Genomic DNA, 15,193 nt, shown 5'->3' on the forward strand with positions numbered 1-15,193 from the left:
CTACCGGTGACGAAGCAACGACGACCCGAGGCCGGGTAGCCATCCGATGCCCGGCAACGTACCGGAGTGGCGTGGCGGGTCCCAGATCATCGACGGCCATCGGTCCAGCGAGACCGAGGTGACGGGGCGGAGGCTACCCCAGCTCGATCCCGAGGAGGACGAGGACGCGGCGGGGGACCACGACGAGAACGAGGACGAGTAGCCGATGACGGAGGTCCCGATGTATGTCCCCGAGGACGACGAGGAAGTCCCGATGCGCGTCGCCGGGGACCACGAGACCGCGGTCGCGTCGCCGTAGTCGGCCACCCACCCGTACGGTCGCGGCGTCACGCACTGGCCGCCCCATCCCCCGCAGTCGGTCTGCTGGTAGGTGTACCGGACCTGCGGCTCGTCGTAGCTGTCGTCGTCGTAGCCGCCGAAGTCCCAGATGGTGTCGCCGTAGTACTCCCAGCCGCAGCCTTCGCACACGAAGTAGTCGTCGTACGGCTGGCTCAGGAGCCCGTCGATCACCACGTTGCGCAGCTTGTCGACGACCTTCTTGCCGGGGAACGATGTCGGCTTCTTGGCCTTGAGCCCGTCCGGGTCCGACATCGTCACTGGGCTGCCGTTGGCGTACGAGTAGCCGTGCATTTGCTGCGGATCGGCCGTGTCGACGACCGGATCGGCGGAGAGGAAGCGGCCGATCTCCGGGTCGTATTCGCGTGCGCCCAGGTGAACCAGCCCGGCCGGTCCGGCGGTGCCGCCGACGAATCCCCGTTCGCCGTCCCACCAGCCGGGCGTGGTGCCGCGGGTGGCGCCGAACGGAAGCTGGTGACGGCGGACGGTGGGCTGCCCGGCCTGGTCGGCGACCGCGGTCGTGGCCGTGCCCTGGTGGTCGTCGACCAGCCAGCTCAGCCGCGAGGGTGTGCGTACCGCGACGACGCTGTCGGCCTGCCGGTAGTAGCGTGTCGCGGTGACCGACCCGGATGCGGCCCGGTGCACCTCCGTGTCGGTGAGATAGACGGTGGTGCCGGTCGCGTCCCGCCGGATGAGCCGGTTGCCGTCGGCGTCGTAGACGGCGGCCTCGGTACCGCTGCTGGCCAGGCGTCCTTCGGCGTCCCAGGTGAGGGTCTGCCCGGGCCGCGAGGTGGTGTTGCCGGACGCGTCGTAGCCGTAGTTCGCGGTCGCGGACCCGGTGGTCACCGACCGCACCAGGTGTGGCTGGGTTGCCTGGTACGTATAGGTCCGCCTGGTGTCGCCGGCCGCTTCGTGCCACACCTCGCCGAGCCGGTTGCCGATCCGGTCGTAGCTGTAGTCGTGCCAGTACGGCGCGGGGCCGTCGAGGCCACCGGTCGTCGGCGAAGCGGTGCAGTCACCGGTCGGCGTCCAGGCCTGAACGAGCCGTTGGAGATGGTCGTATCGGAAGCACTGGCGGTCGGTGGTGTCGTCCAGGCTGTCCGTGATGGAGGTGACGTTGCCCGTGGCGTCGTAGGTGTACGCCCGGTCGGCCAGCGTTGCCACGTCGCGGTACGCCGACGCGTACGACAGCCGTCGGGTGGCTGGGTCCCAGCCGTACTGGCGGTGGACCTGCCGCCCGGTGGGACCGGACGAGCGCGAGTACAGCATCCCGAGTTCGTCGTAGGCCGTGTCGGCGACGTAGGGCGCGAGCCCGGTCAGCGTCGCCGGGTTGCCCAGTGTGTCGTAGCCGTGGGTCAGGGTCTCCTGCGCCAGGCCGCCGACCGCCGGCAGTGTTGTGGTGGCGGGCTGGTCGTCCTCGTGGTGGGTGAACGTCGTGGTGTACGTGCCGGCCAGCCCGGTCTCGACGGCCGGAATGGTCACGGCCACGCCCTTGCGCCGGCCCCGCTCGTCGTAGCCGGTGACGGCCGAGACGTACGCCGCGTTGCCGGAGTACCGCGTCGATGACGCGAGCAGCCCCTTGCCGCCCGGTGCGGTGTCGTAGACCCACTCGGCCAGCGTGGTGCTGCCCTCGCGGACAGCTGTGCGCCGGTCCAGGTCGTCGTAGGCGTAGGTGACGGTCCGGCCACGTGCGTCCATACGGGAGACGAGCCGGTCGGCGTCGTCGTAGCCCAGGACGACCGCGCCGGTGTCCGGCGCTTCGGCCCTGATCTGACGCCCGCGGCTGTCGTAGGTGTCGCGCCGTACGTTGCCGGCCGGATCCGTGATCGTCTCGAGCCGGCCCAGCTTCGTGTACGTGTACCGGGTGGCGTCGTACGCGCCGGTCGGTGCGCCACCGGCATATTGCCGCAGCTCGACGGTCCGGCCGTGTCCGTCCAGCACGGCGGTCGTCGCCGTCCCACCCGGCGGCGGGTCGACGTCCACTCGGTCGCCACCGTACGCGGTCGTGGTGCGCCACTGCTGCGCCCCACCCGAGTAGAGGGCTTCGACGATGACCCGCCCCGCCCCGTCGTAGGTGTACCGCGTTTCCCGATCCGGGGCCGTGGGCGCGGCCAGCAGGCTCGTCCCTGGCGCCCCGGCGTCCCAGTGGTCGCTGACGTCCCGGGAGATCTGGCCGGCGCTGTCATAGATGGTGTCGCTGACGATGCGGCCGCCGTTCGGGGAGCTCGTCTGGCTCTGCGCCGGGCGCAGCAGGCCGTCGTACAGTTCGTGGCTGACCGGGCCGATCAACGGGCGGGTGGTCACCACCGACGGTCCGCTCGCCCGTACCAGGTATTCGTAGCGCACGTTGGGGGCCGCAGTGGTGGCCCGGCCTGGCCGCCAGACCGCGGTGAGGCGGCCCAGCGAGTCGTACGCGGTGCGCGTGACGTTGCCGTTGGCGTCCGCCGCGGCCGAGGCGGTCCCGCGCAGCGGCTCGTAGTCGGTGGTCACGGTGTGGCCCAGCGGGTTGGTCACCACGGTACGGGTCACCGGGCCACCGCTCGCCGGGGTGTATTCGGTCCGCGTGACGTGCCCCAGCGCGTCGTACTGCTCCAGCGGGCGGCCGTGGCGGTCGGGAACGGTGCGGGAGGCGGTGACGAAGCCGGTGCCGTTCCACTCCTCGACCTTGGTGAGGTCACCGGCGTCACTGTAGGTGTTCTTGACATCGGTCAGTGTCGTTGCGGTCGCGTCGCACGCCGCATCCAGGGTCTCCACCCGGCCGACGGTGTCGATGATCCAGGTCGTCGTGTTCTCCGTGTAGGTGTTGCGCACGCAGCTGTCGTCGGCGGTGGTCGAGGTGTCGCCGAGGTCGCTGGTGTGCACCAACCTGCCCCGGCTGTCGTAGCCGAAGCGCTTTTCCACGGTCCGCGTTCCGCCGCCCGTGAGCGTGATGACTCTCCGCACCGACACCTCGTCGGCCAGGGTCGCCTCGAGCGTGCCGGAGGCGCGTACCCGGGTCGCGGTGGTAGCCAGGAGCAGCGGCTGGGACGTGGTACGGCTGACCACGTTGGCTCCGTCGAACACGGTGGTCTGCCGGGCCATCCCGCTGAACGCCGCCCGGTCGTCGACGCCGTCCACCGTGATCAGTCGCCGGCTGCCGTCCGCCTTCTTGTCGTCGTACAGCCCGCGCAGGAAGAGGTACTCGGTCGCCGACTGGCCGCCGCTGCGCACCCGCACCCGCTGGTACCCGCGCCACTGCCCCCAGGACTGCTGCGTGGCGGGCAGTATCTCGGAGTCGTCGTGACTCCACAGCACGGCCCCGGGGTCGAGGTACTCGTACCGGGTGACTTTCGCCGCGCGCCCGGCGACCAGGTCCTCCTCGATCACCTCGTTGACGACGTATTTGTGGAACCAGTCCAGGGCGGGTCCAGTGCCGCCCGGGCTCCAGAAGACGGGGAAACACTTGCGCGCGTTGGCATCAGGACTGGGGGTGCTCCCTGCCACGCAGTCGGCCTGCGAGTAGTTGATCTTGGTCTGCCCACCGGCCTCGTTGATGATGCCTTTGACTCGGTATTTGCTCAGTGGCACCTTGCTGTCGATCGCCTCGAGGCGGTTGGGTTGCATGTCCCCGGCGAACCTGACCGGCGGGAGCGTGACGGTGCCGCCGACGTGCCCCGCATGGACGATCGACTCCAGCCAGAGCGCGGGTGCCGCGTCGTTACCGCCGCCGCCGGTGGCCGGGAAGGAGTGGGTCAAGGTCCACGAGTCGACGTCGCGGAAGCCGCCGCCGTCGTTGACCTGCGTGGTGATCTTCGCCAGTCGCTTGGTGGACCAGAACGTCGGCGCGGTGTAGGCGCAACTGCTGGTGCCGCACTCCTGGTCGTAGGGGACGTCGGGAAAGTTGGCCGGCTCGCTGCTGGCACAGGTCGACCCGGGCAGGCAGCGCCCCGCCACGGTGAACACCACCCGGGCCGCACCACCGCCGTACTCGACACCGGCCAGGTGGCCACTGCGCACGTACGGGGCGATCACTCCGCCCCGGCGGTAGTTGTTGGTCTCCTTCTCGTAGGTGTAGGCGATCACGTCACCGTGCGGGTCGACGACCTTGTCCAGCATCCACCGGTAGCCCTGCTGGCACCAGGAACCGGCAAACGTCGACTGGTGGCAGGGCTCGCCGCCGTCATCGCCGTAGACCGGCACCGTCCAGGCTGAGCTGGCGGCGGCGCTGCTGCCGAAGAAGTACTGCACGCCACCGGGCGAGGTCAGCCGCCAGTACTCGCCGTCGTTGTCCCCGTTGGCCGCGCCGAACAGCTGCTCGATCCGCCAGCCGCTCTCGCGCTGCGTCGCCCACTTGCCGGTCGCCTCATCGCGCACCAGCTCACCGGTCAGATCGGGCAGCACCGCGACGGCGTTGTGCGACAGGTAGCACAGGTCGGCGACGCCGGCCTGGCCGTCCTGGTCGCAGGCGTGGTAGGAGCGCTCGATATAGCCGGTCCGCAGGTCGAACCCCTCGCCGACCACCGACGGCTGATTGTTGGTCGACCCAAGGCGCCCGTCGACGGCGCCGGAATTGTAGGACAGGCTCAGGTCCGGGACCGGACCCGGCAGCTGGGGCACCGTGATCGGGTACGACCAGGTGAAGTCGCCCGAGCCCAGGCCCACCTGCCAGGTCGCCGAGGGCGCCAGGCTTGTCGCCCGGTAGCTGCCCGCGCTGCTGTCGGATGTGGCGGCCAGCGCGTAGACGCCATCACCGCCGGTCGTCGTGACCCGGCCCCGGGTCGGGTCGTTGCGGCTGCTGACTGCCTGGCCGTCGAGGCGTACGAGCTTGAGGCGGGCCGCGTAGTCGCCGCCGAAGGCGTGCCGGAACCCGGTGTAGTCCACCTCGATCGGCGCTCGCCCGCCCACGCCGGTGACGCTGAAGACGAGGCCGGAATCCTTGCCGGAACGCATCAGCCGCACAGTCGCCGACCGCCCGAGCCAGATCGGCAGCGTCCCGGCCCGCGCCAGCTTCGGAGCCTCCGCGTCGACCTTCTCGACGTCACGCGCCGGCACCTCGACCTTCGCCACGCCGGGTGCCGGCCAGGCGACCGGGGGCGCCTTGCGCCACGCGTTCCTGCTCGCCGGGTCGTTCATCGGTGCCTGGGCGGGCACGCCCGGCCCGGGTTGCCTGCTCAGCGCCGAACGCCCGGTCGCCCCGTCCGGTGCGGCCTGCACCGGAAGGGGTAGCGCCGTGAGCGACAGGGCGCACAGCAGTGTCAAGCCGAAACGTCGCACAACCAGCCTCCAGCAAGGAGTAGCCGGCCCACCGGAGAGGTGGGCCGGCAACAGTGTCGCTATGCCCCGCACATCAGGGCGCACGCCGCGACGTACATCGCTCGGGAGATGCCGAGCTACGACCGCCCGACGGCGATGGGATCGCTATGACGACTATGACGACTTGTATTCGAAGTCGATTCCGACGTTGATTCCGTACCCGGCCTCGCCGCCAAACCACAAGCCGCCCGACTTCTTCCACCCGGCGTGAACACAGCCACCGATACCCGCGTAGTAGCAGACCCCCCCACCCCAGGAACGGTCGTTCGCTGGAGTGTTATAGGCGCCCTGGGAAACCGAGAAACCCACGCCACCCTTGAGGCCTGCCCTTATCCCGCTCTTAGCTTCGAGGTGGTTTCTCGCGTCGTAGCCGACCTTTGCACCGATGTCACTGCCGCCCTTACCGTTGGCCTCCCATTTCCCCGCAAGGCAGACGCCGAAACAGACCTTGGCCGCCGTAAACCCACCGGAGGGAAGATACTTTACCGGCGGCACGGCATGCTCCCTTTCGATGGGCTTGTTCTTGTCGGCGACTCGGCGCTCCTCCGGGCTCATGCACTGTCTCTTCAAGACCACGCACTTGCCGCCGAAGGGGTTGCGCAACCTATCAAACGCATCCTTCGCCTTCTTCCGCGCGGCCTCGTCTTCGCGGTTGCGCTTGCCGTGAACCTGGTCTTCCTTGTCCTGCCGCGGCCGCGGCGTCGACTTCTTGCGGGCCTTCTCTCGATTCCGCGCAGCCTCGTCCTCGCGGTTGCGCTTGCCGTAGACCTGGTCTTCCTTGTCGTACCGCGGCCGATTCGCCTTCGCCTGGGCCTCGCGCTTCTTCTTCTGAGCCACGTCCCACTTCTTGCGCTTGGCTGCGTCCGCCTTCTGCTTTGCGTCGCTGCCGTCGCACTGCCGCGGGTTGGAGCACTTGTACTTCAACCCGTCCGGGTCCGAGAACGTGACCGGTGAGTTGTTCGCGTAGGCGTACCCGTGCATCTGCTGTGGGTCGGTGTCGTCAATGATCGGGTCGATCGAGATGAAGCGGCCGATGTCCGGGTCGTACTCCCGCGCGCCGAGATGCACCAGCCCGGTCGACGGATCGTTGGTGCCACCGACGAAGCCGCGCTGCGACGGCCAGCTCACGGCGGTGCCGCGTGACTGCCCGAACGGGGTTTGGTACCGCCTGGTCACCGACAGGTCCGACGCGTTGACGGCGATGTTGGCGGTGCCCTGGTGGTCGGAGACCAGCCAGCTCAACCCGGCCGAGGTGCGTACGGCGGAGTTGCCGTAGTAGCGGGTCGAGGAGAGGCTCCCACTGGTGCCGCGATGGATCTCCAGCCCGCCGAGGTAGAGCGTGGTGCCGGAGGCGTCACGACGGATCAGCCGGTTGCCCTCGGCGTCGTAGAGGAACGAGGTGTCCCCGATCCTCTCGAGTTGCCCCTCCGCGTCCCAGGTGAGGTCCTGCCCCTGCCTCGTCAGCATGTTCCCCGTGCTGTCGTAGGTGTAGGTGTCGGTCTTCGACCCCCCGGTGCCGGTGGTGGTCACCGACTTGAGGGTGTGTGGCTGCGCCGAGCCCGCCGTGGGATAGGTGTACGCCCGGGTGGTGTCCCCACCCGCCGCGTGCCGGACCTCCGACAGGCGGTTCCCGGTCTTGTCGTAGGCAAACGAGTGCCAGTAGGGCGCGGGCCCGCCCAGCGCGGTTGCGGATCGGGCGTCGCCGCAGTCGCCGGACGACGGGGTCCAGGCCTCGGTCAGCCGGGTCAGGTAGTCGTAGCCGAAGCACTGCTGGTCGCCGGAGACGGCGTCCGCGCTGGACAGCACGTTGCCGACCGGGTCGTAGGTGTAGGTCACCGCCGACACGCTCGGGTCGGACTCGTCCTCCCGGTCCATCGAGGCGAACTCCAGCCGCCCGGTCACCGGGTCGAACCCGAACCCGGACCAGACCTGATGCCCTGACGTGCCGTGTGCGGTGCTGATGACGCGGCCGAACTCGTCGTACGACGTATCGTTGACGTAGCTGTCCAGCCCCGACAGCTGCTGCGGCAGGTCAAACTCGTTGTACCTGTGGGTGAGGGCCTCGGCGGGCAGCCCCGGCGCGGACGGGAGCTCAGTCTTTGTGAGCCGCCCGAACCCGTCGTAGGTCAGGCTGGTGGTGTACGCACCAGCCAGACCTTCCTCCGATCCGGGGATGGTCACCTTCGACCCCAGCGCGCGGCCAGTTCCCTGCTGGTAGCCCGTGACCTCGCTGGAGTAGGCGTTTCCGTCGACGTACCGGATCGAGGCCACCGGCAGCCCCTTGCCGTTGGGGAGCGTGTCGTACGTCCACGCGGCCAGCTTCGTCTGCCCCTTGAACTGGCCGGTCTTGCGCCCCAGAGCGTCATAGGTGCTGGTCACCGTGCTGCCGCGGGAATCGGTGCTGGAGACCAACTGGTCCTCGTCGTCGTAGGCGCTGACCGTGACCCCGGAGTCCGGATCCTCGTCGCGGGTCACCCGGCCACGCAGGTCGTAGAAGGAGCGCCAGACGTTTCCAGCCGAGTCGGTCACACTCGCCTTCTGCCCGGCCTTGTTGTAGGTGTATTTCATCGCGTCGTAGGCACCGGTCGGCGAGTCGCCGTGAAACTGCCGCAACTCGACGGTACGACCTTCGAGGTCGAAGACCTCCATGGTCGCCGTGCCGCCTGCCGGCGGGTCGGTCGCCGTCCAGTTCGGGCCGTACGAAGTCCTGTTGCGCCACTTCTCGACGCCCTCCGACAGGAGGATCTCGTCAGTCTCCCGCCCCGTGGCGTCGAAGAGGTACCGCGTCTGCGCCAGCACGTTGGTCTCCGACACCTTGAACAACGAGGTCGCGGGGGCGGAGTCGGCGTTCCAGTAGTCGTCGTTGGTTCTGGAGACACGGCCCTGGCTGTCGTAGAAGGTGTCGGTGATGACCCGCCCGCCGTAGGGCGACGGGCTCTGCGTCTGGCGTAGCCGCAGGAACCCGTCGAAGAGGTTCCGGCTGACCAGGTACGAACCGTTGGACAGCAGCGCGCTGCTGGTGACGACCGAGGGCGCGTTGCCGCGCACCAGGTAGGAGAAGGTCGCCGAAGGTGACTGCTCGGCTGCCTTGCTGCGCCCGGGAGCCCAGCCCGCGGTGAGCCGGCCCAGCGGGTCGTAGGTCATGTCGGTACGTACCCCGTTGGCATCGAGCGTGGACAGGACGGAGCCCAGCAACGGATCGACCGAGGCGGTGTTGGTGTGCCCGAGGGCGTTGGTTTCCGCGACCGACGTCAGCGGCCCACCGGTCTCCGGGCGGTAGGTCACCCTGCTCCTGTCACCGGACGGATCCGTCGACTCGATCGGGCGGCCGTGCACGTCGTACCGCGCGGAACCCATCGGCACGTAGACACCCGGCTCGGACGCCTCCTCCGACTTCGTCAGATCGCCCTTCACCGGGGGTGTGGTGATGCTGGTCGCACCGTCGTAGTAGTGACGCTGGTCGCCGATGAGGTCAGCGTCTTTCGGCGGCACGTCGCATCCCACGCTGACCGTTTCCATCCGGGCCAACGTGTCGATGATCCACGATGTGAGGTTCTGCGTGTACGACGTCCGGGCGCACGTGTCGTCATCCGGGGTCGACACGTCTCCGCGATCGTGGGTCTGGATCACCCGGCCGTATTCGTCATACGAGTAGAGGGTTTCGGTGACCCACACCCCGGCCGGATGCTTGGTGTACTCGCGCTCGGACCGCTCCTCCGTCAGGTACGCCTCCAGCGGCCCGACGGGCCGGTTGCGGATGGCCGTCCTGCGGATCTCCAACGGTTCCGAGATCGTCTTGCTGAGCCAGTCGGTGCCCTGGTAGACGGTCATCTCGCGGGTGAAGCCCCGCCGCACCGGCTTGTCCTCGATGGTGCCGCCCTGCGAGTCGCTCACCCACACGTCACGGCGCGTACCGTTGGAGAGCAGGTCGTTGTCCATACCCCGCAGAAACAGGTGCTCCTCGACGCGCTGCGTCCCGGCCAGCGGATCGCCGTGCTTGACCCGGGTGCGCTGGTAGCCACGGAACTGTCCCCACGACTTGAACCGCGTCGGCGTCAGCTCACCCGTGTCGTGGGTCCACCCGGCGCCGCCGAGGTATTCGTATTCGGTGACCTCCGCCGCGTTGCCGCTGCCGGTCATGTCCCGCTCGACAACCCTGGTGACCATGCTCTTGTGGAACCAGTCCAGCGTCGGCTCGGTGGAGCCACCCATCAGCCAGTACCCCGGATAGCAGGCCATCGCGTTGCCGTCCGGCACTGGCAGGCTCGATCGATCGCACGCCGGCTCCGCGTACGTGACGTCGATTCGGCCACCGGTCTCGTTGGTGATGGCGTTTAGGCGCCACTTGCTGAACGGGTACGCCATGTCGAGCCCGTCGACCCGGTTGTCGCGCGGCTCCCCGTCGAACTGCACGGGCGGCATGCTCACCGTCCCGCCGACGTGCCCGGCGTGGACGATCGACTCCAGCCACAAGCCGGGAGCGGTGCCGTCACCGTTCGCGGGAAACTGGTGGGTGAGCGTCCACGACGCCACGTCGCGGTACCCGGAGTCGTGATAGACCTGGGTGGTTATCTTCGCCAGCCGCTTCGTCGTCCAGAACGTCGGGGTCGTGATGTCGCACGTCGTGCTCGTGCACTGCTGGTCCAACGGCACGTCGGGGAAGTTCTGCGGGTTGGTCGCCGGGTCGCAGACCGTGCCGGGGATGCAGCGCGGTGCCGTGGTGAACATGACCCGGCCCGGAGCGGGGGCGGTCGAACCGTCCCGGAAGCCGTACTCGATCCGGTTCAACTGTCCTGCCCGCACGTACTGCGCCCGGCTGTAGTAGTTGGTTTCGGTGTCGTAGTAGTACGCCATTGCGTCGCCGTGGGTGTCGACGACGTAGTCGAGGTTCCACCGGTACGCCTGGGTGCACCACGCGTTGGCGAACACCGACTGGTGGCACGGCTCCCCCGCGTCGTCGCCGAAGACCGGCACCGTCCAGGCCGACTTCGCCGACGCCGACCGGCCGAAGAAGTATTGCGTGCCATCCGGTGAGGTCAGCCGCCAGTACTCACCGTCGTTATCGCCGTTGGATGCGCCGGTGAGCAGCTCTACCCGCCATCCGCTGTCCTCTTCGGATTTCCAGACCCCGGTCGCGTCGTCGCGGACCAGCTCGCCGCTGATGCCGGGCAGCGCCACAGTCGCGTTCTGGGAGGCGAAGCACAACTCCTGCGAGGCAGCCTGCCCGTCCTCCTTGCACGACTGGTAGGAGCGCTCGATGAACCCGGCCTGCGAGTCGAAGCCCTCCCCGATGATCGACGGTTGGTTGTTCGTCGCGGCCATCCGCCCGTCGACACTGCCGGAGGAGTAGTTGAGGCCCAGATCGGGGGTCAACCCCGGGAGGTCGGGCACGCCGACCGGGTACGACCAGCTGAAGTCCCCGGAGTTCAACCCGACCTGCCAGCTCAGCGACGGCGTCAGGGTCGTGGCCTGGAAGCTGCCGTTCGGGCCGCCGGATGCGGCGGTCACCGCGAACAGGCTGGCTTGGGCGAAGGTCGGACCGTCATCCGCACGCTGCCCGCTCGGCAGGTGATACCTGGCCGGCAGCGGAAGATCGGCCCGCAGCCTTCCGTTCTTCAGATCGTTTCGGCCCGGGAACACCTTGCCGTCGTGGAGCCGCACGAACTGCAGGCGCGAGGCCCAGTCACCGCCGTAGGCATGCCTCAGGTCGCCGTAGTCGACCTCGACAGGCGCGGTCTTGGCCTCGTCGCTGGAGATTCGCAACAGCAGGCCCCTGACCCCGGCACGGGTGGCGGTTGCCCGGTCAAGCACCTCCGCGCGTACTCCGGTGGGCGCGGCGACCGTGGCCTGCCGGGTTGCGGCCGGCGAGGTGCGAAGGAATCTGGCCTCCTCGCGACCCGGCCGGTGTCCGGCGGTCTGAGCGGCGTTGGTGCCCGGCGTCGATGTCGGCTTGGGTAGGTCAGGACGGAGCGGGCGATCCGGTTTGGCCTGCGCCGGCACGGCCAGCATTGTCGCTGCCAACACCGCCCCGGTCGCTGACGCCACAACCGAGCGCCATCCCCTTACTCGTTCTCTCATGCGGGTAGGCTTGGCCAGCGCCGCACGTCCGTGCGCATTTCGGTGCGCACACCACGCCGGTGTCCCGGCACCAACCGCCTTGGTAGTGCGGCGCCGGAGCAGACCTGAGCCGTACCTGCGGATCTCCGCGCAGGATGGCCTCGTAGAGCGACGTCAACAGCGGACTCGGCCGCGCTTTGAGATCGTTGGCCAGATACCCACAGGCGCGCCGGTACGCGTCAACGGCGGCCGCGACATCGCCGCTGCTGCTACAGGCCACCATGAGATGACCCCAGGCCCGTTCGCGATACGGCTGACGGCCGAGAAAGTAATGCAACAGCAGGCGTGCACGGTCCGGCTCGCCGGCCTCGATCAGCAGTTCGGCGTACTCCTCGACGGCGGACTGCCATAGGACAAGCAGTGCCTGCGCGTGTCCAAACAGGGCCGGCCCCTGCGGCACGTCGAGCATCGGGGAGTCGCGGTACAGCGAGACCGCATCGGCGAAGAGCCTGACCGCCGTGGCCCGGTCGCCTCCGCGCCGCGCACCACGGCCTTCGTCGATCATGGCCTGGAACTGCAGCGCGTCGACGCTGCCCGCGATGGTCAACGACCAGCCGTAGCGCCCCTGGAAGAGTTGCCCGCCCAGGTCCATCACCCACAGCCGCAGCTCGGCAAGATAGCTGCGGAAGTTCGAGGCGGCCGAGGCGGGCACGGAGTTGCCCCAGAGTTCGGCATAGGCCGTCGCCCGACGCAGCATGCGGTCCCGATCGAGCAGCAGCATCGCCAGTAGTGTGCGGGCTTTCCCGGTCGGAATGGGTACCAGGCGACCTTGCTGCCGCACCTCCAAGGGGCCCAGCAAGTTCACCGCCAACTGCTCCATGGAAAAGATCGTCGATTCGTGGGGCGCGGGATGTCCACCGTCCCGAACGTGCGCGAACAAGCCCGAACAGCCAGCGTCTACCGGAGTCGCGGGCTCGGTGCGGTGATCGAGCACGGCACGCCAGAGCGGTGTTGTCGTGCTCGTCGAGGCTCTCGACGAGCACGGCGGCAAGCAGCTCGGCGACGACAGGAGCGGATTGGGCCTGGGCGGCGCTCAGGTGCGCACCGCTTGACACGCACCCGGCATTCATACATCCTAATTTCACTAGTAACCTAGTGAAACGGAATTATGGGTGATCGACTTCCACGTCGACGCGCGCTCGGGCATGGCGCCGTACCTGCAGATCGTCAGGCAGGTACGGCAAGCGCTGCTGCTGGGGCTGCTCACCGAGGGCGACAAGCTGCCCACGGTCAAGGAGGTGGTCGCCAAGGTGGCGATCAATCCGAACACCGTGAGCAAGGCGTACCGCGAACTCGAACACCTCGGCCTGGCCGCGGGAAAGCCGGGGGTGGGCACCTTCATCACCCAATCGCTCGGCCACGCATCGCTCACCGAACACGGTCCGCTGCAGCAGGAGCTGCGCGCCTGGATGGACAAGGCCCGCGCTGCGGGCCTGACCGAGCCGGGCATCGAGGCGATGTTCCAGAACACCCTGCGCGGAAGCGCCGAAGAGGAGAAATGAACGCGATCCTGCAAGCCCACGCGCTCGGCAAGAGATACGGCCAGCGCCAGGCGCTGGCCGACTGCACCCTGGAGCTCCCGCCGGGGCACGTCGTCGGCCTGGTCGGGCCCAACGGCGCGGGCAAGACCACGCTGCTGAAGATCGCCTGCGGCATGCTCGCGCCGACAACCGGGCGGATCGAGGTGCTGGGCGAGCAGCCCAACGGCGCACCCGCGCAACTGGCCCGGGTCGGGTACGTCGCCCAGGACACCCCCACCTACGCGAGCCTGCCCGTCGCCGACCACCTGACGTTCGGCGCCAAGATGAACCCGGCCTGGGACGCGAAGCTCGCACAGGCCCGCATCGAGCAACTCGGCCTGAACCCGAAGCAGAAGGCGGGCAAGCTCTCCGGCGGGCAGCGCGCCCAGCTCGCTCTGACCCTCGCGGTGGCCAAGCGACCCGAACTGCTCATCCTCGACGAGCCGGTCGCCAGCCTCGACCCGCTGGCCCGCCGCGACTTCCTGCGCCACCTGATGGAGTCGGTCGCCGAGCACGACACCAGCGTCATCCTCTCCTCGCACCTGGTCTCCGACCTCGAACGCGTCTGCGACTACCTGATCGTGCTGGTCTCCTCCCGCGTACAGCTCGCCGGCGAAACCGATGATCTGCTCGCGCAGCACCACCGGATCGTGTGCACGCGGCGCCAGGAGTCCGAACTGCCCGCGGGGTTGAAGGTCATCTCGGCGGAGCACACCGACCGGCAGTCCACGTTCGTGGTGCGAAGCGACAGCGAACTGCCCGCCGGGGACTGGTCCGCCGAACACCTCGAACTGGAGGACCTCGTGCTGACCTACCTGGAGCGGCCCGTCGACCACGGCGCCGATACCGCGATGCAACCGACGGGAGAAGCGCGATGATCTGGCTGACCTGGCGGCAGTTCCGTGCCCAGGCCCTCACCGGCCTGGCCCTGCTCGCCGCCGCGGCGACCGTGTTCCTGGTCACCGGGTTGCGGATGCACCACAGTTACACCGCGGCCCTGGCCGCGTGCGCCCCGCTGCACGCCTGCGACGGCGCGACCCCCGCGGCGCGGGCGTTGGGTGCCCAGCTCAGCCAGTTGCCGCGAAGCTATGAGCCCATGTTGATGCTCCTGCAACTCCTCGTGATCGCCGTACCGGCAGTGATCGGCATCTTCTGGGGCGCGCCGCTGATCGGCCGTGAGCTCGAAACCGGCACGCACCAACTCGCCTGGAACCAAACCGTCACGCGCACCCGGTGGCTCGCGGTCAAACTCACCGTCGTCGGCGTCGCCGCGGTCACCACCACCGCGATGCTCAGTTGGCTGCTGACCTGGTGGGCCGGGCCGCTGGACAACCTCAACGGCAACCTGTGGGCGGCGATGACCTTCGCCTCACGCGACATCGTCCCGCTCGGCTACGCCGCGTTCGCCTTCGCCCTGGGCACCACGCTGGGACTGCTGGTGCGCCGCACTCTGCCGGCCATGGCCATCACCCTGGCCGTGTTCATCGCCATCCAGATTCTCGTACCCACCCTTATCCGACCCCACCTGCTGCCGTCGACCGCAACCACTTTCCCGATCAACCAGGCCAGCGCCAGCCAGTTCCACGACTTCCGGGGCACGCAGACGGAATTCCACTTCGACCTGCCGACACCGCGAGGCGCCTGGCTGACATCCCAGCCGCCCGTGAAGAACTCGGCCGGCCAGGTGGTCCGCATCGACAGTTACCCCGAATGTTTCCCAGATAGCCAGGGCGACGCCCCAGACCTGAGTCAGATCGGCGCCTGCCTCGCCAAGTACGACCTCCACGAAACAGTCACCTACCACCCCGCGAGCCACTACTGGCCGCTGCAGTGGATGGAAACCGGGATCTTCATCGTGCTCGCCGGGGCGCTGGTCGGTACCTGCTTCTGGTGGATCCGGCGCCGACAGAACTAACGATCTTGTGCGC

Annotated in this window: 6 protein-coding genes; 3 read left to right on the forward strand and 3 right to left on the reverse strand. The window is 68.7% G+C overall.

Going from position 1 to position 15,193, the window contains the following annotated elements:
- From FXF52_RS43845 to FXF52_RS10915, 3 genes are all read right to left on the reverse strand, one after another.
- Entirely contained in the window at positions 1–5,574 is a 5,574-nt protein-coding gene (locus FXF52_RS43845) for an RHS repeat-associated core domain-containing protein (RefSeq protein WP_148796065.1), read from the reverse strand.
- Between the two features lie 168 nt (positions 5,575–5,742).
- The gene (locus FXF52_RS10910; protein ID WP_187413438.1) at positions 5,743–11,391 is read right to left on the reverse strand and encodes an RHS repeat-associated core domain-containing protein; all 5,649 of its coding nucleotides are present in this window, start codon (positions 11,389–11,391) and stop codon (positions 5,743–5,745) included.
- Between the two features lie 196 nt (positions 11,392–11,587).
- Positions 11,588–12,565 (reverse strand): bacterial transcriptional activator domain-containing protein, encoded by a 978-nt coding sequence (locus tag FXF52_RS10915; protein ID WP_148796069.1) that lies wholly within the window; start codon positions 12,563–12,565, stop codon positions 11,588–11,590.
- Between the two features lie 292 nt (positions 12,566–12,857).
- On the opposite strand from FXF52_RS10915, the gene FXF52_RS10920 reads away from it, so the two are divergent.
- Genes FXF52_RS10920 through FXF52_RS10930 form a run of 3 tightly spaced genes read left to right on the forward strand, consistent with a single transcriptional unit; the run spans position 12,858 to position 15,180 of the window.
- The gene (locus tag FXF52_RS10920) at positions 12,858–13,247 is read left to right on the forward strand and encodes a GntR family transcriptional regulator (RefSeq protein WP_148796071.1); all 390 of its coding nucleotides are present in this window, start codon (positions 12,858–12,860) and stop codon (positions 13,245–13,247) included.
- Positions 13,244–14,143: an ABC transporter ATP-binding protein gene (locus FXF52_RS10925; protein ID WP_148796073.1), complete on the forward strand. Its 900-nt coding sequence runs from the start codon at positions 13,244–13,246 to the stop codon at positions 14,141–14,143. Before FXF52_RS10920 ends, FXF52_RS10925 begins: the two co-directional genes overlap by 4 nt.
- A complete protein-coding gene (locus tag FXF52_RS10930; protein ID WP_148796075.1) occupies positions 14,140–15,180 on the forward strand; it encodes an ABC transporter permease subunit in 1,041 nt (346 codons plus the stop codon). Before FXF52_RS10925 ends, FXF52_RS10930 begins: the two co-directional genes overlap by 4 nt.
- Positions 15,181–15,193 lie beyond the last annotated feature (13 nt).

It is taken from the genome of Micromonospora sp. MP36, from assembly GCF_008119785.1.
GTDB lineage: Bacteria > Actinomycetota > Actinomycetes > Mycobacteriales > Micromonosporaceae > Micromonospora.

Coding starts and splice junctions, on each gene's coding strand:
- FXF52_RS10915 (WP_148796069.1), bottom strand. CDS start 12,565: ATGGAGCAGTTGGCGGTGAACTTGCTGGGCCCCTTGGAGGTGCGGCAG.
- FXF52_RS10925 (WP_148796073.1), top strand. CDS start 13,244: ATGAACGCGATCCTGCAAGCCCACGCGCTCGGCAAGAGATACGGCCAG.
- FXF52_RS10930 (WP_148796075.1), top strand. CDS start 14,140: ATGATCTGGCTGACCTGGCGGCAGTTCCGTGCCCAGGCCCTCACCGGC.